Below are 21548 nucleotides of genomic sequence, written 5' to 3'. Positions count from 1 at the left end.
GACGCCGGTATAAAAGGGAAAAGCCAAAAGATACTATATGTCTTTTGGCTTTGTTTTATTGTGTAACTTGTTTAGATCTCAGCTTGGTACCAGCTGATTTGTAATGGTCCTGAAGCGCCAAAAAATTGCCTTTTTTCCGAAATTACGTACAAATATCTGCTTTCCTTCTTGTTTCCTATTGGAAACTTTGTCTCATAAGTGATAATTTCACTTTATAGAGATCTTGCGTTATATATTGTCAGGATCAATGGTCTTATCAGTATTCGTCACATAGGAAACGGTTATGGCAATCAGTTTATTTGACCTTTTTAAGGTAGGGATTGGACCTTCCAGTTCACACACTGTTGGTCCTATGGTCGCGGCCAACCAATTTGCTCATCAATTGCAAGATCGTCATTTATTATCCAAGGTCAAGCGTTTAAAGATTGATTTATATGGTTCCCTTGGCGCAACTGGAAAAGGGCACGGTACAGGAACGGCTGTGCTAATGGGGCTTGAAGGTGAGTTGCCAGACAGTATTGATCCCAGTAGTGTCAAAGAGCGAATTGAGCACATAGAAGCCTCATCTGAGCTGAATTTATTGTCAAAGCAGCCGCTTCACATTGAGGTTGCTACCGATTTAATTTATCACCGTATTGATCGTTTAGATTTTCATGCCAATGGCATGGTGTTGGTGGCGTTTGATGCCGATGAGCAGAGAGTTCATCAGGCGACCTTTTATTCGGTTGGCGGTGGTTTTATTGTGCAAGAGGACGAACAAGGGAACGTTTCGATAGTAGAAGACACAACGGAGCTTCCTTATGTCTTTCATAATGCCGAAACCCTCATTCAGCTTTGCCGCGAGCACGACAAGAGCATTGCGCAAATCATGATGGAAAACGAAAAGACATGGCGCACAGAAGAAGAAATTAAACAGGGTATTCTTTCTATTTGGGCTGTGATGCGGGCGTGTGTTCAGCAAGGTATTCGTAATGAAGGCATATTACCTGGTGGCTTAAAAGTAAAACGCAGAGCCGCCAGTTTGTATCGAGATCTTACCAGTAAAACGCGCATGGATATGATCACGCCGTCTTTAGGTGCGATGGACTGGGTTAATTTGTATGCGCTTGCAGTGAATGAAGAAAATGCCGCAGGCGGAAGAGTTGTGACGGCACCAACCAATGGTGCAGCAGGGATCATTCCAGCGGTATTACATTATTACTGGGAGTTTTGCCCTCGTTCTTGTGAGGAAGGAGTGATTAATTTTTTCCTTACAGCGGCGGCGATAGGCTTATTATTTAAAGAGAATGCGTCTATTTCTGGGGCCGAAGTGGGTTGTCAAGGTGAAGTCGGGTCAGCGTGTGCGATGGCGGCTGCTGGATTAGCCGCAGCGACAGGGGGAACGCCTGAGCAAATAGAAAATGCCGCAGAAATTGGTATGGAGCATAATTTAGGTTTGACCTGTGACCCGATTGGTGGCTTGGTTCAAGTGCCTTGTATTGAACGTAATGCAATGGCATCCATTAAAGCAATTAACTCTGCGAGTATGGCCCTACGTGGTGATGGCACCCACTATGTGTCTCTCGATAAGGTGATTCGCACTATGCGAGATACTGGGAGAGACATGAACGATAAGTACAAAGAAACATCTCGCGGTGGTTTGGCTGTTAATGTCATCGAGTGCTAATAAATAGCGGGTGTGAAAAAAACATCTTGTAATAAAACGGTCATATTTATGTAGTATTTTTGTCATCAGTGCCTTTTGGGGCACTTTTTTTAGCCTTGTCTAAGCAAAAGACACAGGGGTTTTTATCTGCACAAACCCAGTGTAGAATGGCGCCGATTTGATAGTTTACAGATATATGACAGGCATACCGTATTTGCCTTCATAAACAAGATGTTCGATAGGATGAATTGAGAGCCGAATTTATAACTGTGCTGGGAAGGCACCTTGTTGAATAACGTAAGGTTTACCTTAGTTTATCAAGAGTTTGGCATAGATTAATCATAAATGAAGAGCCCCATATGGATCTTACAAATAACCCGAAAGAAGAATCCACTTTATTGAGTGGTCATGAGTTTATTCGAGTATTGATCGCTTTAGCTTTTGTTTTAGCGTCTGGTTTTTATGCAACCAATAATGGTGTTGGTGTTTCTAACTTGTCAATATTAGCCATTGCTGCTGCAATAGGTGCCTACATGGCTGTCAATATTGGTGCCAACGATGTGGCGAACAACGTTGGTCCTGCGGTCGGGTCAAAAGCTCTGTCTATGACTGGTGCGATTTTGATCGCCGCTGTGTTTGAGGCCGCGGGGGCGCTAATTGCTGGTGGAACCGTGGTGGGGACCATTAAGAATGGCATCATTAATCCCAATGCCATCGGCAATGCAGAAACCTTTATATGGGTCATGATGGCGGCTTTGCTTGCAGGAGCTATTTGGCTTAATTTAGCGACATACCTTGGTGCGCCAGTATCAACGACGCATTCTATTGTTGGTGGTGTGCTTGGTGCCGGTATTGCGGCTGGTGGTTGGGATATTGCTAACTGGGATAAAATGATTGCCATTGTTGCCAGCTGGGTGATTTCTCCTCTTATGGGCGGCATAATTGCTGCGCTTTTCCTTATGTATATCAAACGCTCTATTACTTATAAAAGTGATATGATTGATGCTGCAAGAAAAGTGGTTCCTTTGTTAGTCGGTATCATGGTGTGGTCTTTTTCGACCTACTTAATTCTGAAAGGTCTTAGCAAACTTTGGAAACTCGATTTTATTACGGCGGCTATGATCGCTTTGGCGATTGCTTTAACCGTGTATTTTATCGTTCGTCCTATCGTAGATAAAGCAGCTGTAGCCTTAGCCAATGACAAAGATGCGGTAAACAGTTTGTTTACTATTCCGTTAATTGTTTCGGCTGCTTTATTAAGCTTTGCTCATGGTGCCAATGATGTCGCCAATGCCATTGGGCCTTTGGCAGCGATAAATGATGCTTTGTTGACGGGAGCTGTGTCAGGTTCTGCTGCTATTCCTTTGTGGATCATGATGGTTGGCGGTATTGGTATTGCAGTTGGTTTAGCGTTGTTTGGTCCTAAATTGATTAAAACGGTGGGCTCTGAAATCACCGAGCTGGATAAGACTAGAGCTTTTTGTGTCGCTATGGCGGCGGCTATTACGGTGATTATTGCTTCTCAACTTGGTTTGCCTGTTAGTTCTACTCATATTGCCGTAGGTGGTATTTTTGGTGTCGGGTTCTTGCGTGAATACCTGAAACAATCTTATGAGAAAAAGTTAGCTTCTATTATTTCTCACTCTGCGTCAGCGGGCCATAATGGTGAACAAACGAAAGAGTTTGTTAAGCGTTTCAAATTGGCGGATGTAGAAGAAAAGCGTATGATTCTAAAAGAGCTAAAAGCGGCACAGGCCTCTTCTCCAATCTCTTCTGAAGAGCGTAAAGGATTGAAGAAAGCGACGAAAAAAGAATTGGTCAAGCGTTCTGCTTTGTTACGTATTGCCGCGGCATGGGTTATAACTGTTCCTGCTTCAGCTTTACTCTCTGCATTGATTTTTTATATGTTACTTGGTTTTTCTATCTCCCGATAATGGAAGTGGCAACGCAACAAAAAAGATCAGTCTATCTGGTCTTTTTTTGTTTTTAATGTGCGGTCTGTGTTATATAGATAGGTTATGTGTATTTAGTGTTTTAATCTCTCGGGTAACTATTAACAAATGAAATCAAGTATGTTGGTCTTAGTGGCTGTTACCCTAATTGTTGTGTGCTGCTCTTTGCCGGCTTTGTTTCGATGGCGAAAACAGCAACGCGAGTTAAGAGAAAAACAGCTTGCTTCTTTATCTAATCGTAGTGATCGCTTACTTTATGCGTTAGAGACGCTTTCCGACCGTTACTTAGCGAAAGAAACGAAAGTATTTATCTTAGAGTATTTATTATCAGCGATAGAACAGCTCATCACAGCCAATTTTCAATCAAGTTTTGTGACTAAAAAAACGTATTTAATACGGTTATTAACAGAAGTGAAGCTTGGAAAGAGCGTTATGGTTAAAGATAGAGTGGCCAGTCAGCAGCAACTTGAACAAATCCAAAATGCGCTACAGGTAATGCTTAGGGAGTTGAGACACCTGACAGAGCAATATGGTGTGAGTCGAACCATAATTCGGCATCATATTGTACTCATACGATACGCACACGCTTTGGCTCATCGTGATTTGCTGGTTCGTCAAGCTAGGCACGATTTAGATAATGATAAAAAAGGCCGTGCACTTGAGAAATATCGTGCTGCACTGTCGGTAATTGAAAAAAATGCCACTGTTAGTGGGGCGCAAAGAGAGGCAGTTCGTCTACGAAATATGATACAAGATGTTGAAAAAGTTTTATTTGCTAAAAGAAATAAAACGGAATCCGAGCTAAAGTAAGTTGATGTATTTTACCGCTTACTTTACGAGAAAAACGGCTATTCAGCTACAACACGACTAAGGTAAATAACCTATTATATGACCGCTGTTACCATCACTGTGCTTTTGCTTGTTATCGGTGGATTTATCGCGTTTGCTATTTTTCTACAGTTGAAAGAGCAAGCTCGTATAGAAAAATTACGTAAAGTGGCCACACTGAATAATCAGTTGCGCCAAGTGCGTCGTTATTTAGATGATATGCCGCCACAATATCAACCTAAAGATATGCGTTTGTGGTTATTTTCTCGAATGATCGCTATTTATGACCAGTTACTATTACTACAACCAGACCCTAACTTATCTCGCCGACGAAATCATTTAGCTGAAGAAATGTCAGAGTTTCAGACGAGTAAACAAAATAGACGTGCTAAGCCAATAAATGATGAGTTATTGATCATTGAGGTAAAACGCTTGTTTGATTCTCTCAAATCCTTTTTGATTCAGTCTCAGAAAGAAAAAACAATCGATCAAGACAATGTTCATCGTTACAGTAAATTGTTGAACTTTTATCACTACAAGGTCAACGCGGACTACCATGGATACCTTGCCCGTAAAGCGTTTTTAAGTGGACAAATGCAATCTGCTATTGATATGTACAAGGAAGCTTTAACGCAACTCACTCCCATAAAAGATATGATAGAGGCACAGTCTACAGTACAAAAATATCAAGAGTTGTTGCAAGAGATTGAAGACGATATGGCATTGCAGAAAGCCGAAGAAGAAATTAACAAAAATATGTCTAGTGAGGCCGAAGAAGAGTTAGATGATGAATGGAGTAAATTTATAGAAGAATCCACATTTAAAAGCAAAAAGCGCTTTTAAATATTCTTTTTTAGATCTTCGTTGTGATAGATCGTGTATATCACGGTTGTTCATTTGTTCTTTTCGGCACATAAACATTTTTATTATATTCTCTTGCTAGTTATGATAAATAATGCGATTTTTCTCCTCCTCCATGCCATGTTTAATAAGGACTTTTTGTGAATTTAGCGCTGCTTTCGGCATTTGTGCCGACTTTCTTTTTTGTTTCTATTACACCAGGTATGTGCATGACATTAGCCATGACGCTGGGCATGACCATTGGTGTCAAACGAGCGCTCTGGATGATGTTGGGTGAACTTGTTGGCGTGGCAACGGTGGCTATTTTGTCAGCCATTGGGGTGGCGGCTTTGTTGCTGAACTATCCTAGTGTTTTTATGGCATTAAAGTACATTGGTGGTGCTTATTTGGCTTTTATTGGTCTGCAAATGTGGCTTTCTAAAGGCAAGATGGCGATCAAAATGGACGCTGTTGGGAGCAAGCCAGCATCACAGTTAGATTTAATATCACAAGGTTTTGTGACGGCTATTGCAAACCCGAAAGGATGGGCTTTTTTTGTCGCCTTGTTACCACCATTCTTGGATGCAAGTCGTCCATTAGCCAGTCAGCTGGCAGTGTTAATCGCCATTATTTTGACGCTTGAATTTATCTGTTTGTTAATTTATGCCGCTGGCGGTAGAACTCTAAAAGCCATACTTATGCAGAGTGGAAATGTGCGAATTATGAATCGTATTGCTGGTTCTTTGATGATTGGTGTCGGCGTTTGGCTTGCTATTGGCTAATACTGCTAATGGTTGATATCGCAAATGATTAGAGAGCTGATTGCGCCATTGTTATGATGAAGACGCCTTAGGGCGTCTTTTTGTTTGTGAGTGCGTTGTGTCTGATCCTTGGGATTTTCTTGCTCCTGTTGATTTTCTTGTCCCTGTACTTCTGCGTTTTGCAAAAGGCTTTTTGGTTGGTGCGGGTAAATGTTGTAGTGCGGAAATTGGCATTTCCCGTGATGCACTAAGCAGTTGATTTAAATTCACTTCTAAATTTGCCATAAATTCCTGATAGCTGGCTTCCCCTACGCTAATGCTATTCAGAGCTGATTCCCATTGGGCTGTCATATCAGGAGTGACCAGTTGCGCTGGTAGGCAGTCAATAAAGGCGCGTCCTGTCTGGCTAGCATGGATCTGCTTGCCTTGTCTTATCAAGAAATTTCTTTTGAAGAGTAGCTCAATGATACTTGCTCGAGTGGCTTCAGTTCCTACCCCATCGGTTTCTTTTAAAATCGCACGAATGTCTTTATTGGTAACAAAGCGACTAATGCCCGTCATGGCGGACAATAAAGTGGCGTCGGTAAATGCGGCCGGTGGTGTCGTCACTTTTGCTTGAACTTGACCTTGTGAACACCATAATTCGTCGCCTTTGGTCAGTTTGGGCAGTTCATTTTGGTTCTCATCATCAGGATCTTTTGTTCTGTTATGACTGGGCAACAATGTTTTCCAACCCAAAGCAATAGGTGTGTTGCCTTTGGCTTCAAATTGGCCTCCGGCAATGTCTAATTTGATGTAGGACGATAGGTAATCGTATTCTGGGTAAAATTGCATTAAGTATTGGCGAGCAATCAGGTTGAATACCAAAGCTTCCGTTTTCGAAAGAGATGATGCTTTATAAGCCAGAGTGGTTGGAATAATCGCATGATGAGCCGTGACTTGCTTGTCATTCCAAGCTTTGCTTTTTCGTGTCGCATCGGCTTTTTGGGCACCATCTTGCAGATCTCCTTCTGATCGTGCCAAGGCCGCAATAATAACAGGTGCATCTTTGTGCTGTTGAGTTGGCAAGTACCGACAATCTGATCGTGGATAAGTGATCATTTGATGGCGTTCATAAAGTGTTTGGCAAGTATCTAACACTTGTTGGGCGGACAATGAAAAAGCTTTTGCCGCGTCTATTTGTAGTGCTGACAGGCTGTAGGGGAGCGGTGCTGCTTGTTTTTTCTGCTTGTATTGAGCGTCTACAACAATAGCCGGTTTATTGGTAATGCGCTGGGCGACATTTTGTGCCAGAGGTAAACTGAGTACACGATTTTCTTCATCCATATAAGGCTGGCAAGCTTCGCTGGGCAGCCATTTTGCTTGGAACATAACGTTTTGCGGTGTTTGTATGCTGGCCCACACTTGATAGAAGTCTTTTGGGATGAAAGCTTCTCGCTCTTTATCTCTGGCGACAACAAGGCCCAACACAGGGGTTTGTACTCGTCCAATAGACAATACGCCTTGGTAGCCCGCTTGACGCCCCCTAATGGTGTAGGCTCGTGTTAAGTTCAAACCAAATAGCCAGTCTGCGCGTGCTCGTCCCAGCGCGGAGCGAGATAAGGCCGCGAACTCATTATTTAGGCGTAAATTATTCAATGCTTTTTTGATAGCTGAGGGCGTTAAGTCATTCACTAAAAGTCGTTGTGTGTTTTTAAGCTTTTGTGCGGGCACCTTGGTGTAGTGAAGCACTTCGTCGACGAGCAACTGTCCCTCGCGGTCAGGATCGCCAGCGTGAACTAGAGTGGTGGCTTTTTTGATTAGCTTTTTGAGTATACCAAGCTGCTTTTTAGTGTTGGTTTTTTCTTGCCACTGCCAGTCTGTGGGAATAATGGGTAAATGATCTAAATTCCATGTTTTATAAGCAGGATCATATTGGTGTGGTTCCGCTTGTTCAAGTAAATGTCCGATACACCAACTAATGCAGTCACCATTTGGTAGCCAAATACAGCCTTCTTCTTTTTTCTGCGGCGAAGGAAGGGCGGCGGCAATAGCGCGGGCAAGACTGGGTTTTTCGGCAATATAAAGGATCATAAATACACTTACTGTTTATATATACAGTAAGTGTATCGAACCGAGTTAAATGTGGCTAGAGCGAAACGATATTTTATCGTTCAAACGGTTATTTTATTGGTACAACAAGCACAGGTATTGAGCTGGTGTGAATAACCTTGTTCGCGGTTGAGCCAATGATCATTTGACTTAGGCGGCCATGTGTTCGGCTATTCATGACGATTAAGTCGGCATTTTTTTCTTTAGCAATACGCTGTATCGATTCGGCAGGAATGCCATTTACTATCATCGTTTCAGGTTTTTGCTCTAAGCTAGACAGTTCTTGTGAATATTTTTCCATAAACTCAGAAAGCAGTCTTTCCATACGCGTATCGATGTCTTTGATGGCGTCTTTGCGCATCGTGGCTCTTACTTCTTCAGACATGTAGTTATTAATCATATTGGCTGCTTGTGCATTAAGTGGTTCTACCGCGTGCATTAATATGACTTTTGCGCCATGAGTATTGGCTAAGCTTAATACGAGGCTCCATGGCCGCTTGTGTTTTGCCTTCTAGATCGCAAGCATAAATAATAGTGTTTATTTTAGGTAACATGGCAAGATCCTCTTTTTATGTACCTATAAGCTTAATCCTTTTAACTTTTGTTGCTCTGATCTGTGTCAATGATCGTGTTGCTTATTTTGTGGGCTGAATCCGACAAGCGGTTGGCTGCGTGTCGATCACTATGATTTGCAAATAAGAAACAGCTCATTGACGATAGAAATATAAAACCAATAAACAGCATTCCCCAATAATCCGTAGTTTTTTTACTGTTGGGACATTGTTTAGGGGATGGGATAAAGTTTTTGGATTTCATAACACGCTCCTCGTGAATCGCGATTTATTAGATGATAATGAATATCATTTAATAAATCTATGGGGATGATTAATAAATTTCTAAAGTGATGTTTTTGGTAGGTGATTGGTTTGAAAAACAAGCCCATGAGATCTGCTTATGTTATGATGTGCGTCCAATTTTTTAGTTAATTAATAAGAGAGAGTAAACATGTCAGAACTGTCGTTCGACTCTAACGAAGCTAAAATCGCTTACGGTATTGGTCGTCAAATTGGTGATCAACTCCGTGGTAGTGATCTTGGTGAATTGTCTCTAGCACATCTTTTCGCTGCGATTGAGGATGCCCTAAACGGCGCTGAAATGCGTGTTCCTGGTGCTGAGCTAGAAGCGGCTTTTGCTGAGTTACAGCAAAAAATGGAAGAAAAAAGCCGTGCAGCATCTGAAGAAAACGTAAAGGCCGGTGAAGACTTCCTTGCATCAAACAAGGCCAAAGACGGTGTTCAAACGACAGAGAGTGGTTTGCAATTTGAAGTACTTGAAGAAGGTACGGGGGCAACACCAAGCCGTGAATCAACTGTTCGTGTCCATTACGAAGGTCGTTTGATTGACGGACAAGTATTTGATAGTTCTATTGCTCGTGGAGAACCTATTGAGTTCCCTCTAACGGGTGTTATTGCAGGTTGGACCGAAGGTCTTCAGTTGATGAAAGAAGGCGCGAAGTACCGTCTTACTATTCCTGCTGAATTGGCTTACGGTGCTCAAGGCGCGGGCGCCATGATTCAACCTTTCTCTGTGTTGCAATTTGATGTTGAGCTGATTGCGGTTGTTTAATAAAACAGTTTAATAAAATGTAGGCCGGATGAGTCGAGGTACGAGGCGCTTACCTGTAAAAAATAGCGGCGAATGGTCTGAATCCAATGCCTGATTACGGTCGTTCCTCCCTCATCAGGCCTACAATTTAATGAATCACAACTAAATGTCGCGCTCCATGCGAATGTGCATTTTGCCGGCTTCTAAAAACACTTTGCCATCACTATGGAAATTTTGTTTTTCATAGAAGGTTTGTACATCAACTTGGGCATGCAAAAACACCTTACGAATGCCCATTTCTCTTGCCACTTTCACCGCTCGGGTTAATAGCATCTCGCCATATCCTTGGTGTCGATAGGCGGGCAATACTGCTAGTCGACCAATTTGACCATTCTCTGTTAAGCGACACGTTCCTGTGGGAACAGCGGTTGTACCAAAAGACACAAAGTGCACTGCGTCTTCATCAAGTTCGTCCCATTCATCCTTTGGCTCTATGCCTTGCTCGATGATAAAGACTTGTTTGCGTACAAAGGTGAGTTGATCTTTGCTACTGTTCCAGTCTGATGTTAAAACCTTCATGTGATTCCCTTAATAAATGTCCTTTTATTCTTCCGTCGCTGCTAATTCGATAAGTCCTTGCTGACGAATTAGAAAGCGTATAAGAGGCTCTAGATCTGTGTTTTGTGTCAAATCTAGCCCAGAAAAATCGAATTCAACTTGATGGCAAACCGCTTCAACAAAGCCTGTTAGTGCTGCGTCAACGAGTAGGTGTTCACCATTACAAAATACACGAATTTTGCCCTTATCTTCAGAGCCTTGTTGAACATAGTAGCAAAGGCGTGCATCGCCAGGGCGAATGAAAGCTTGGCCCTTTTTTGCACTATTAAAGGCGTTGTTTAGTTCTTTTTGATTCAGCGGCTCAAGGTATTCAGGGTATTTGCTCTCGCTCATGGTCTCACCAAGCCATTCCGCCAATACGTCTGGTTGATTAATCAGGCGTGCTAGCTGTGCTTGCAAATACTCAATATCGTCTTCGCTAATGTGCGCACTGTGCTGACGTTTTGGTGTTTCTGGTGCAGCGAAGCGGTCTTTGACGTTGTCGTTTTCACACAATTTATCACGCACACCCGTGAGAATGTCTTGCATGCTAGGTGCACGGAAGCCAATCGAGTAGGTCATACACTCATCGTCGAGGGCGCGTCCATTGTGAGCAAAGTTCGGTGGCAAATACAAAATATCGCCAGCTTCTAGTTCCCAATCCATGTCTGGATTAACCGGAAAGTTATCTAAAATATGTAATTTGATGTTCGGGATCGCCGAATCTTGGTATTCATTTGGCGCGAGAACTTGCCAGCGACGTTTGCCTGATACTTGCACTAAAAACACATCATATTGATCGTAATGAGGACCAACACTGCCGCCTTCAGTGGCGTAGCTGATCATGACATCGTCTAGGCGCCAGCTTGGTAAAAACTCAAATTGTTCTTTTAATGCTTGGACTTCAGGTACCCAATGATCCACGGCTTGAACCAGTAGCGTCCATTCTTTTTCAGGTAGGGTCGCAAAAGTATCTTCGGTAAAAGGACCTTGGCGCATTTCCCAAGGTCTGATTCCATTTTCGATGACAATACGAGATTCAATTTCTTCTTCCATTGCCATACCTGCGAGTTCATCTGCTTCTAATGGCAGAGTGAAATCAACAAGACCACCACGAATTAATAACGGTTTTTTTTGCCAATATTCGTCGATAAAGGTTTGGGCAGTCATGCCGCCAAGAATAGTCAATGGGGTGTTTAGGTCTGTCATAAATCGCTCATTAAAAGAACAAAAGAAGTGGTGATGATCTTAGAAGCTAATGGCTTAAAAGGCAAAAAGAGCCGATAAATCGGCCCTTTTAAATTTACTCATTAAATGTCTCAATGCTCGATTGAGATGTTTAACAGAGAAAATCAGTTACGAATCGCTTTTGCTTGTGCAACGGCATTACCGATATAAGTCGCAGGGGTTAGTTTTTTAAGGTCTGCTTTTGCTTGCTCAGGCATGTCTAGGGTGTCAACAAAGGCTTCAATTGTTGCTTGATCAATCGTTCGGCCACGAGTCAACTCTTTTAGCTTTTCGTATGGCGATTCAATGCCATAGCGGCGCATCACAGTTTGAATTGGCTCAGCCAATACTTCCCAAGCGGCATTCAAGTCTGCTTCAAGGCGAGGCGCGTTGATTTCTAACTTGCTGATGCCTTTTAGCGTAGCTTGGTAAGCGATTAAGCTGTGTGCTAGACCCACCCCTAGATTACGTAAAACGGTAGAGTCCGTTAGGTCACGTTGCCAGCGCGAGATAGGCAATTTAGCGCTCAAGTGCCCCATAATCGCATTGGCAATGCCCAAGTTACCTTCGGAGTTCTCGAAGTCGATTGGGTTAACCTTGTGCGGCATGGTGGAAGAGCCGATTTCGCCAGCAATGGTTTTTTGCTTAAAGAAGCCCATGGAAATGTAGCCCCACACATCACGGTCGAAGTCGATCAAAATGGTGTTGAAACGACAGATCGCATCGTACAACTCGGCAATGTAATCGTGTGGCTCAATTTGTGTTGTGTATGGGTTCCAAGTTAGACCCAAAGACGTCACAAAGGCTTCTGCGTGAGCTTGCCAGTCTACATCTGGGTAAGCCGAAAGGTGGGCATTGTAGTTACCCACTGCACCGTTGATTTTGCCTAAAAATTCAACGTTTTCGATTTGCTTTAATTGGCGCTTCAAACGTGCTGCCACGTTGGCCATTTCTTTACCAACGGTCGTAGGAGACGCTGTTTGGCCGTGCGTACGAGACAGCATGGACTGTTCAGCGTGCTCGATAGCTAAGTCTTCAATCGCCTTGATGACGTTTTTCAACTTTGGAGTAATGCCTTCTTCCAGCGCTTCACGCAACATCAAAGCATGAGATAAGTTGTTGATGTCCTCTGATGTACAAGCAAAGTGTACAAACTCAGAAATAGCGGCTAATTCAGCATTGTCGGCCATTTTGTTTTTAATGAAGTATTCAACGGCTTTGACATCGTGGTTCGTAGTTTTCTCAATGTCTTTAATCGCTTGAGCGTCAGCTTCACTGAAGTTGTCTGCTAACTGATCTAGAAAGGCGCTGGCGCCTTGGCTCAATGCGGGTACTTCAGTAATTTGTGGGTGCTTGGCAAGCGCCTGTAGCCAGCGAATTTCAACTATGACTCGCATACGCAGCAAACCATACTCGCTCACAGAGCGACGCAGTACGTTTGTTTTCGATCCGTAACGACCGTCGATAGGGGAAATTGCATTTAAGCTAGTTAATTCCATTGAGATAACGCCTCGGACATGGTTTTCAGGGAGCGCCTATTATAGGCAAAAGGGGGGCGTACTTCTATGGCGGTCTGAACATTTGCGAGTATTAGATAATTTTTATTAGTGTGGATGAGTTTGTGTTGATTGCAATGTAGGGGCATACACTTTCGTGTTTTTTTGTTAACCGGTCCGTTTATTTGTTAATTGGCAATGTTTTTATATTTTTTCATTTGTATGATGGTGGCCGGTGATGGGAATAGTCTTTTAATAAACTGTTTAGGAAAGTGCTGCACATGAAGATCAGTCGTATCATGAATTTGGTTATTGCAATTGTATTGATAGCGTTATCCGTTCTGTATTTTATTACCCAGAGAAGTTTGAGCCTTAATAAAGAGGTAATAAGTCATCAGGTTGTTATGTCAGGTGCTGTGTCTGTGATGAAAGATGCTCGCTATCATGTTGTACAAGTTCAGCAGTTTTTAACAGATATGGGAGCAACTCGTAGTAATGAGGCCTTACCTGAGGCGGAAGAAAGCCTCAATCAGGCGATGGAAAAACTTAAAGAGTTAGCCATTATCGTTCCAGCTTATAAAGATCGAGTGCTTCAGCTGGAAAGACAGTTAAAGCAGGTATATAAAGTCGGCCGAGAGATGGCTTCTTCCTATATAAATAGTGGTACAGAAGCGGGAAATGCGTTAATGAAAGGCGCTGGAGGGTTAGATGAGGAATCAGCGAATTTAGCTGCTTCATTAGAGAAAATAGCGGATGAGTTAACGACTGAGTTTGATAATAGTGCCAGCAGTTCAATTAAAACTCTTGAAGAGTCAGAGTTTTTATCGCTTATTAGTAGTTTGATATCAGGTGTTGTTATTGTCGGAGCAATCCTGATTTTGCGTCGACGTATACTTCCAGATTTAAATTCATTGCAGTCATCTTTGCATAATATATCTGTTGGCGCCCGTGATTTGACTGTTCGTCTTGATGCAGATGGTAAAGATGAACTTGCTTCCGTGGCACACAGCTTCAACGTATTTATTAAGGGAATTCAAGATCTTGTTATTACACAGCAAGGTCAGTCTTCACTATTATCCGTTGCTGGAGAACAAATGTTAGTGGCTTCGCATAAGACGAGTACAGGTATGCAGGAGTTACAGCGTGAGACTTCTGGTATTGCTGATGTCGTTGCTGAGATGCAAGAAACGGTTCGTCATGTTGCTAGTAGCGCTGATGCGGCAGCACAAGCGGCAAAACAGTCTGATAGTGTAGCGAAAGAGGTAGATGTTGTTGTTAACAATAGTGTTATGTCGATTCAGCAATTATCAGACGGTGTCGAAAAAACCTCAATGGTACTTCAGGCATTAGAAAAAGAAACATCGGATGTGGGAAGTATCTTAGACTCGATTCGTGGTATTGCAGACCAAACTAATTTACTTGCATTAAATGCGGCGATCGAGGCAGCACGAGCCGGAGAGCAAGGACGTGGTTTTGCCGTGGTGGCTGATGAAGTACGGACTCTTGCGCAGCGAACTCAAGACTCAACTGAACAGATTCAGGTAATGATTACACAGTTACAAAAAGGCTCTCATGATGCGGTACAAGTAATGGCGGCGAGCAAACAGCAAGCTGAGCAAAGTGTGATGCAATCATTAAAGGCAAAAGAAGCTTTGAACACCATTACTTCATCTATGGGAAGGATTTCTTCTATGGCGACTGAGATAGCTTCAGCGATGGAGTTGCAAACAGCGGCTGCCGAAAATATTGATATGCGTATTCGTTCTATTCGTGATGAGGCTGAGCTAACGAATGAAAATGCAGGGCAGTCGAATGTGGCTGCTAAGCAAGTTTTGGGACAATCGAAGGCGTTGTCTGATCTTATCTCTAGCTTTAAGGTTTAGTTTTAAGACTGGGTATGATTTGATGAAGAAATATGAGGGTTTATAAATAGGAGATAAGTCGCAATTAGGCAGTAAAGCAAATCAAATCAAATTGACAAAGAAAAGCCCGAGTAACTAAGTTACTCGGGCTTTTCTATCATTTACTTGGCTTTAACAAATAGATTTAAAGCGACGCTAACGCTTGGTTGAAGGTAGCGCTAGGACGCATGATCTTAGCGACTTCTTCTAGGTTAATGTGGTAATAACCTGTCAGACCTGCTGGTTTACCTTGAACCGCTGTCAGTTCCGCAACGATCGTCGCTTCTTTCTCAGTCAGTTCTTTCGCCAATGGCGCAAACTTCGCCGCCATTTCCGCATTGTCTGTTTGCACAGCAAGTTCTTGAGTCCCAGTACATTGCTAGGTAGAAGTGACTACCACGGTTATCGATTTCGCCAACTTTACGAGAAGGGGACTTGTTGGTGTCGAGCAATTTGCCAGTGGCTTTGTCTAGACATTTAGCAAGAGTTTTTGCTTTCTCGTTGTTTTGCTTGATGCCAAGCTCTTCGAAAGATACCGCTACTGCCAAGAATTCACCTAGAGAGTCCCAGCGAAGGTAGTTTTCTTCCATAAGCTGTTGAACGTGTTTAGGAGCAGAACCACCCGCGCCAGTTTCATACATGCCACCGCCATTTAGCATTGGGACGATGGACAACATTTTTGCAGATGTCCCCAATTCTAAGATGGGGAACAAGTCAGTTAGGTAATCACGTAAAATATTACCAGTAACAGAAATTGTATCTTTACCGCGAATAATGCGTTCCATAGAGAAACGGATCGCTTCGTTGTAAGACATAATGCGAATATCTAAACCGCTTGTGTCGTGATCTTTTAGGTAAGTTTCTACTTTTTTACGAAGCTCGTTATCGTGCGGACGAGCATCTTCTAACCAGAATACCGCTGGAGTATCAGATTGACGAGCACGAGTCACGCCTAGTTTTACCCAATCTTTAATAGCCGCGTCTTTGGTTTGACAAGCGCGCCAGATGTCGCCTTTCTCAACGTTGTGTTGCATTAGGATGTTGCCGTTTGCATCCACAACGCGCATCACGCCATCCGCTTTCATTTCGTATGTTTTGTCATGAGAGCCGTATTCTTCTGCTTTCTGAGCCATTAGGCCAACGTTTGGTACAGTACCCATTGTTACTGGGTTAAATGCACCATTGGTTTTGCAGAAGTTGATCGTTTCTTGGTAAATGCGAGCGTAAGTGCTGTCTGGAATAACGGCTTTTGCGTCGTGCGCTTTGCCATCACGGCCCCACATTTTGCCAGAGTTACGGATCATTGCAGGCATAGAAGCATCAACGATAACGTCGCTTGGCACGTGTAGGTTAGTGATACCTTTATCGGAGTCAACCATCGCTAATTCAGGACGAGTTTTGTAAACGTCTTGGATGGCTTGTTTGATTTCTTCTTGTTTCGCTTCAGGAAGGCTTTGGATCTTGTCGTATACGCTACCTAAACCGTTGTTTGGGTTAACGCCAATTTCTTTGAAAAGTTCGCCGTATTTTTCGAAAACGTCTTTATAGAAAACGGTTACTGCGTGACCAAATACGATTGGGTGAGAGACTTTCATCATGGTGGCTTTTAAATGCACAGACCACATGATGTTGTCTTCTTTCGCTTCTTGTAATGTTGCTTCAAAGAAAGCGCGAAGCTTTTTAGTGCTGATATTCATGCTGTCGATGATCTCGCCAGCAAGAAGCGGAAGTGATTTTTTCACTTCGACAGAACCGTCTTGACCAACAAACTCAATTTTAACGGTTTGAGCGGAATCCATAGTAACGGACTGCTCGGAAGAGTAAAAATCGCCTTCACGCATGTAATCAACGTGAGAAACAGAGGTCTTGCTCCATTTGCCCATTGAGTGAGGGTTTTTGCGAGCGAAGCCTTTAACAGCCGCTGGTGCTCGACGGTCAGAGTTGCCTTGACGTAGAACAGGGTTTACTGCGCTACCAAGTACTTTTGAGTAGCGTGCTTGAATGTCTTTTTCTTCGTCGGTTTGTGGGTTTTCAGGGTATTCTGGAAGACCGTAGCCTTCAGCGTTAAGTTCTTTGATTGCGGCGTTAAGTTGTGGCAAAGACGCACTAATGTTAGGCAGTTTTACGATGTTCGCTTGTGGGTCGGCGGTGAGATCCCCTAAAAACTTTAGGCCGTCTTCTGCTTGTTTGTCTGCAGGCAAACGATCCGAAAACGCAGAAATAATGCGGCTTGCTAAAGAAATATCGGTAAGTTTTAGTTCAATATCCGCTTCTTTTGCAAACGCGCCAAAGATTGGCAGCAAAGATGCTGTCGCAAGTGCTGGTGCTTCATCGGTCAACGTGTAATAGATGGTTTGTTTCGACATATAATTCCCCTAACATTTAAGGCTAGTTGCCTATTTGAATCGAAGATGACTTTTCGCCGCCATTCCCTTATTTAAATCTTCTCAACAGAAAACTGGTTTACAGATTTAAAAATTTGTGCCGTATAGTAACTTAAAAAACCACTTTTAAGATATTGGCCTTGAGATATACTCAAAATTGATTTCAGTTATCCTATGTTTGACTAAGATTTCCAATGTCTTGTCGGCCTAAAGGTGCGATCGACAAAACCAAAGAAAATCTATTGTGTATTCTGCGAAGGTTAATTCCGTGCGTCTAAGGCGTTTAATAAGGCTTTTCTCTTAAAGATTAAATGCCAGCGTTTGCCGCCCAGTTGTCGCCATAGCATGGCGGCACGGATGCCTGCCATGAGGATGGCTCGAACTTGATTGGCCACATGCGGCTGCTGCAAAAATCGACTGTCGCCTTGCACTTGGATTCGAAAAGGCAGTTTGCTTAATGTGTCTTGGTATAGGCCTGATATGGAGGCCAGCATATTTTCGTGTAAAACGCTTTCGTAGTGAGTTTTCTTTTGTTCTATCTGGGGGATACGTTGACCAATGATAGAGAGCATCTCAGGGGCTTTAGAAAGCTTGTTTTCAAGATGAATGAGGCTAAGAGCGTACCGTAGCGTATCTGGATTAACGCTGCTGCGTTCTTTTCCTAGCGCCTGTCGGGTAATTTTCCGGCCTAGTCCAAGGTTGCTTGAGCAATCCCATTGCCCACCATATATGTCTTCTGTAGAGGCAGCGCTAACCATTAAAATGCTGTCTAGTAATGGTTGTAAACTGGCGTTATCGACTTGCCCGGTTCTTGCTAAAATGGACACCAATTCCGCTGCCTGAAACACAGCGGACAGGGCGATGGTTTGCTCTTTTTCTCTACTACTCACGTTTTTTCTCTCAATAGTTACTTGTTAAAAGCGACATTGATGATGCCACCACCAAGACACACATCATTTAGGTAAAACACCACAGACTGACCTGGTGTGATGGCGCGTTGCGGCTCGACAAACGACACTTCAACACGACCATCGGCAAGCTCGGTGATGGTACAATCTTGGTCTGATTGGCGATAGCGGCACTTGGCTTTACAGGTGAGAGGGAAGGTGGGTTTTACCCTTGCAACCCAATCAAAATTATCGGCAATTAAGTGTGTTTTAAACAAGGATTCGTGTTGTCCACCTTGTGTCACTTTCAACACATTGCGCTCCAAGTCTTTTTCCACCACATACCAAGGATCGTCAGAATACTTCGCGAGACCACCAATACCCAAGCCTTGACGTTGTCCAATAGTGTGATACATCAAACCATGATGGCGGCCAATTTTATCCCCATCGAGGGTTTCTATATCACCAGGTTGAGCAGGCAGATATTGCTCTAGGAAGTCTTTGAAGCGGCGCTCGCCAATAAAACAAATGCCAGTACTGTCTTTTTTGTTGTGAGTCACTAGACCAAATTCTTCGGCTAAACGACGCACTTCAGGTTTTTCAAGTTCACCAACGGGAAAGAGGGTTTTGGCAATTTCATCTTTCCCAACAGCGTATAAAAAGTAGCTTTGATCTTTATTGCCATCTAAGCCCTTTAATAATAAAGGTTCGCCGTTTTTTTCGCCGCGGCGAACATAGTGGCCTGTGGCTATGTAGTCAGCGCCCAATGCTAAGGCGTATTCTAAAAAGGCTTTAAATTTAATTTCTTTGTTGCATAAAATATCTGGATTGGGTGTACGGCCAGCTTTGTACTCAGCAAGAAAGTGCTCGAAAACATTGTCCCAATATTCTGCGGCAAAGTTGGCCGTGTGCAGTTTGATGCCTAATTTATCCGATACCGCTTGTGCATCTGCAAGATCGTCTTTTGCGGTGCAATATTCTGTACCATCGTCTTCGTCCCAGTTCTTCATGAACAGACCTTCAACCTGATAGCCCTGCTGCATCAAGATAAGTGCAGACACAGAGGAATCAACACCGCCAGACATACCGACGATGACTTTTTTTGAATGGTTTGCGATGTTCGCAGTAGGGCTCTCTTTCATGCGTTGTTGTGTCTCGACTGTAATTTCGTAAGGCGAAGAGGCGTTGCCTCAAATGAATATAATATTTGCTATTGTATCACTTTCTTTGTGTCGGCATAGGCCGAAGAAACTGATCGGACAAAAAGCTTAAAGGAATAATGGGGTTATTCAATGAATCTTCAATGCAGGCGCGAATTAACGGACTACGATGAGGTAACTCGAGTATTTCTTCATAGCTGAACCAGTGGCTGGAAACGATGTCTTCATCAAGCGGCTCATTGCTTTCACTTACGGCTTCACAGACAAAGCACAGGCGATGAAAAGTGTCGGCCCCTTCATAAGGGGTGAAGGCATAAATACCCAGTAAGCCGATGGGTTTTACTAGCCAGCCAGACTCTTCTTTTGTCTCACGAATCACGGCGTCGATGACGCTCTCATTATTTTCGACGTGGCCCGCTGGTTGGTTTAGGACGAGTTGACCGTCTTGCCACTCTTTCACCATGAGAAAACGCTGGTCTTTTTTCACTAAGGCGGCGACGGTTAGATGAGGCAGCCTTTCTCTTTCTTTGTTCTTCAAAATGAGTCACCTCTTTCAATAAACTATCGGTTGGTGCTATGTAATTCCATTGGCCTACGGGAGTGTTTTCTAGGGTATAAGGACCAATAGCATAGCGAATGAGTCTAAGTGTAGGAAAGCCGACAGCGGCTGTCATTCGGCGGACTTGTCGGTTTTTTCCTTCGCGAATTTGCAATGACAACCAGCTAGTGGGAATGTTTTCCCTGTGTCTGACTGCTGGTATTCTTTCCCAAACATTAGGTTCCGCTATGCGTTCAGCATGAGCTGGTTTCGTCAGCCCATCTTTCAGTTCGACACCTTGTTTTAGTTTGTCTAACGCGTCGTCTGATATTTCTCCTTCCACTTGAACCCAGTAAGTTTTGGGCAGTTTGAAGTCTGGGGAGGCGATAATATGCTGCAGTGTCCCTTGATTCGTGAGCAGTAATAATCCTTCCGAGTCAAAGTCTAGCCGCCCAGCAGGGTAAAACTCTGGTATGTCGATATAGTCGGCTAGGGTAGATTTATCGCCTTCAGCAGAAAACTGGCTGAGTACTCGAAAGGGTTTGTTAAATAAAATTAAGTTGGAAGACATGGGTTCTATGTGTGTTTAAGGCGAACGGAAAGCGTAAAAAAAACGCGAAAAAACACGTATCTTACTCCTCAGGGTTAAGGAGTAAGATAGCAAATCCGTACGAGGATAGCGATGACGTTTTGTTTTAAGCTGGCTGCGCTTTTTTGTCGATGGAATGAGTATCCTCTTGTTTCGTTGTGATGGGATTAATCTCTATAGCGTGCAGACCCCTTTCTCCAGGCTCAACATTAAACGTTACTGTCTGTCCTGCTTTGAGGGTTTTATAGCCTTCGACATTGATTGCCGAATAATGAATAAATAAATCTTCATTAAAATCCTCTGAGACAATAAATCCGTAGCCTTTTGCGTTGTTAAACCACTTCACTGATCCGTGATGCATGAGTTACTCCTTACGACTCTGATCGTTGTAAAACGTCTAACCATATAGTTGCCTGCATCATCAAAAATGCGCCATGATGTTGCTGGACACCTTAAAAATTCAACTCGAATAGCGTAGATTTCTAAATAGGTGCAACTTGTTTGTGTTGGATCAATGCTAGAATTTTACCCATAAACATTGATTACACATTTAGTTACCCCAATAAAGAGCGTAGAAGCCCTTTTAGGATTTGTAAAATCCAAGTAGCTAAGTGTTGCGTATATAAGTCGTAATGCGTCAAGTTTGGCAAATTACGTAAAAAATTGTAGCCTCAGAGGCATGGGATGATTGTAGATCAACAAATTAGACTAATATCAGAAGACGAGCAGCACGGACACTCCAATATCGCGATTGCTCCTGAAGAAACAGAATTAAAACCGCCTTCCATGTATCAGGTGGTGTTGTTTAATGATGACTATACGCCAATGGATTTTGTCGTGTTTGTATTACAACGTTTTTTTCTATGGATGGGGAGAAGGCCAAGCAGGTAATGTTAGAAGTGCATACAAAAGGCAAGGGTGTTTGTGGTATTTACCCTTTTGATATTGCCGAAACTAAAGTCGCAATGGTACAACAGTTCGTGGAACAAAATGAGCACCCCTTAATGTGTGACCTACAAAAGGTCGACTGATTCAGAGTGAGGGAAT

At 43.1% G+C, this 21548-nt stretch carries 18 protein-coding genes and 2 pseudogenes; 8 read left to right on the top strand and 12 right to left on the bottom strand.

Annotation, left to right across the window (positions count from 1 at the left end):
• Nucleotides 1–283 precede the first annotated feature (283 nt).
• The 5 genes from AC0L6V_RS10705 to AC0L6V_RS10685 all read left to right on the top strand — a co-directional run bounded on the left by AC0L6V_RS10705 (nucleotide 284) and on the right by AC0L6V_RS10685 (nucleotide 6047).
• On the top strand, nucleotides 284–1666 hold the full coding sequence (locus tag AC0L6V_RS10705; RefSeq protein WP_265218745.1) for an L-serine ammonia-lyase: 1383 nt from the start codon (nucleotides 284–286) through the stop codon (nucleotides 1664–1666).
• Nucleotides 1667–2004: 338 nt separating this feature from the next.
• On the top strand, nucleotides 2005–3579 hold the full coding sequence (locus AC0L6V_RS10700; protein ID WP_409419783.1) for an inorganic phosphate transporter: 1575 nt from the start codon (nucleotides 2005–2007) through the stop codon (nucleotides 3577–3579).
• A 183-nt stretch (nucleotides 3580–3762) separates the two neighbouring features.
• Entirely contained in the window at nucleotides 3763–4407 is a 645-nt protein-coding gene (locus tag AC0L6V_RS10695) for a hypothetical protein (protein WP_418139013.1), read from the top strand.
• A 78-nt stretch (nucleotides 4408–4485) separates the two neighbouring features.
• Nucleotides 4486–5268, top strand: coding sequence for a hypothetical protein (locus AC0L6V_RS10690; protein WP_265218747.1), 783 nt, complete (start codon nucleotides 4486–4488; stop codon nucleotides 5266–5268).
• A 158-nt stretch (nucleotides 5269–5426) separates the two neighbouring features.
• Complete coding sequence (locus AC0L6V_RS10685; protein ID WP_265218749.1) at nucleotides 5427–6047, top strand: LysE family translocator; 621 nt, start codon at nucleotides 5427–5429, stop codon at nucleotides 6045–6047.
• Nucleotides 6048–6098: 51 nt separating this feature from the next.
• On the opposite strand, the gene AC0L6V_RS10680 is transcribed toward AC0L6V_RS10685, so the two are convergent.
• The 3 genes from AC0L6V_RS10680 to AC0L6V_RS10670 form a co-directional block, all read right to left on the bottom strand.
• Nucleotides 6099–8099, bottom strand: a complete 2001-nt coding sequence (locus AC0L6V_RS10680) for a DNA topoisomerase III (RefSeq protein ID WP_265218750.1) — start codon at nucleotides 8097–8099, stop codon at nucleotides 6099–6101.
• A gap of 88 nt (nucleotides 8100–8187) precedes the next feature.
• Nucleotides 8188–8556 (bottom strand): universal stress protein, encoded by a 369-nt coding sequence (locus tag AC0L6V_RS10675; protein ID WP_265218751.1) that lies wholly within the window; start codon nucleotides 8554–8556, stop codon nucleotides 8188–8190.
• Nucleotides 8534–8671, bottom strand: coding sequence for a hypothetical protein (locus AC0L6V_RS10670; protein ID WP_265218753.1), 138 nt, complete (start codon nucleotides 8669–8671; stop codon nucleotides 8534–8536). Before AC0L6V_RS10670 ends, AC0L6V_RS10675 begins: the two co-directional genes overlap by 23 nt.
• A 451-nt stretch (nucleotides 8672–9122) precedes the next feature.
• Between AC0L6V_RS10670 and AC0L6V_RS10665 the strand changes: the two genes are divergently transcribed.
• Entirely contained in the window at nucleotides 9123–9743 is a 621-nt protein-coding gene (locus tag AC0L6V_RS10665) for an FKBP-type peptidyl-prolyl cis-trans isomerase (protein ID WP_265218755.1), read from the top strand.
• A gap of 141 nt (nucleotides 9744–9884) precedes the next feature.
• Here the strand turns inward: AC0L6V_RS10665 and AC0L6V_RS10660 are convergent, their stop codons facing one another.
• The 3 genes from AC0L6V_RS10660 to purB all read right to left on the bottom strand — a co-directional run bounded on the left by AC0L6V_RS10660 (nucleotide 9885) and on the right by purB (nucleotide 13045).
• Nucleotides 9885–10301, bottom strand: a complete 417-nt coding sequence (locus tag AC0L6V_RS10660) for a GNAT family N-acetyltransferase (protein WP_265218756.1) — start codon at nucleotides 10299–10301, stop codon at nucleotides 9885–9887.
• Nucleotides 10302–10325: 24 nt separating this feature from the next.
• Nucleotides 10326–11528: a cupin domain-containing protein gene (locus tag AC0L6V_RS10655; RefSeq protein WP_265218757.1), complete on the bottom strand. Its 1203-nt coding sequence runs from the start codon at nucleotides 11526–11528 to the stop codon at nucleotides 10326–10328.
• Nucleotides 11529–11671: 143 nt separating this feature from the next.
• Nucleotides 11672–13045: an adenylosuccinate lyase gene (purB, locus tag AC0L6V_RS10650; RefSeq protein WP_265218760.1), complete on the bottom strand. Its 1374-nt coding sequence runs from the start codon at nucleotides 13043–13045 to the stop codon at nucleotides 11672–11674.
• Between the two features lie 278 nt (nucleotides 13046–13323).
• On the opposite strand from purB, the gene AC0L6V_RS10645 reads away from it, so the two are divergent.
• The gene (locus AC0L6V_RS10645) at nucleotides 13324–14925 is read left to right on the top strand and encodes a methyl-accepting chemotaxis protein (protein WP_265218761.1); all 1602 of its coding nucleotides are present in this window, start codon (nucleotides 13324–13326) and stop codon (nucleotides 14923–14925) included.
• A gap of 163 nt (nucleotides 14926–15088) precedes the next feature.
• Here the strand turns inward: AC0L6V_RS10645 and AC0L6V_RS10640 are convergent.
• From AC0L6V_RS10640 to AC0L6V_RS10615, 6 genes and pseudogenes are all read right to left on the bottom strand, one after another.
• Nucleotides 15089–17309: pseudogene (locus AC0L6V_RS10640) on the bottom strand (NADP-dependent isocitrate dehydrogenase).
• A gap of 278 nt (nucleotides 17310–17587) precedes the next feature.
• Nucleotides 17588–18217, bottom strand: a complete 630-nt coding sequence (gene hflD / locus AC0L6V_RS10635; protein ID WP_265218762.1) for a high frequency lysogenization protein HflD — start codon at nucleotides 18215–18217, stop codon at nucleotides 17588–17590.
• Between the two features lie 17 nt (nucleotides 18218–18234).
• Entirely contained in the window at nucleotides 18235–19356 is a 1122-nt protein-coding gene (gene mnmA, locus AC0L6V_RS10630; RefSeq protein ID WP_409419779.1) for a tRNA 2-thiouridine(34) synthase MnmA, read from the bottom strand.
• Between the two features lie 76 nt (nucleotides 19357–19432).
• Nucleotides 19433–19837 carry an NUDIX domain-containing protein gene (locus AC0L6V_RS10625; RefSeq protein WP_265218763.1) on the bottom strand — a complete coding sequence of 135 codons (405 nt, stop codon included), beginning with the start codon at nucleotides 19835–19837 and terminating at the stop codon, nucleotides 19433–19435.
• A complete protein-coding gene (locus AC0L6V_RS10620; RefSeq protein WP_265218764.1) occupies nucleotides 19773–20483 on the bottom strand; it encodes a pseudouridine synthase in 711 nt (236 codons plus the stop codon). The genes AC0L6V_RS10625 and AC0L6V_RS10620 overlap by 65 nt, the downstream gene beginning before the upstream one ends.
• A gap of 124 nt (nucleotides 20484–20607) precedes the next feature.
• Complete coding sequence (locus AC0L6V_RS10615) at nucleotides 20608–20862, bottom strand: cold shock domain-containing protein (protein ID WP_265218766.1); 255 nt, start codon at nucleotides 20860–20862, stop codon at nucleotides 20608–20610.
• Between the two features lie 323 nt (nucleotides 20863–21185).
• On the opposite strand from AC0L6V_RS10615, the pseudogene clpS reads away from it, so the two are divergent.
• Nucleotides 21186–21532 (top strand): annotated as a pseudogene (gene clpS / locus AC0L6V_RS10610) (ATP-dependent Clp protease adapter ClpS).
• The last annotated feature ends 16 nt before the right edge of the window (nucleotides 21533–21548 follow it).

The sequence above is a fragment of the Marinomonas sp. G8-14 genome, assembly GCF_055808935.1.
This window is presented reverse-complemented; position numbering and strand designations above follow the sequence as displayed.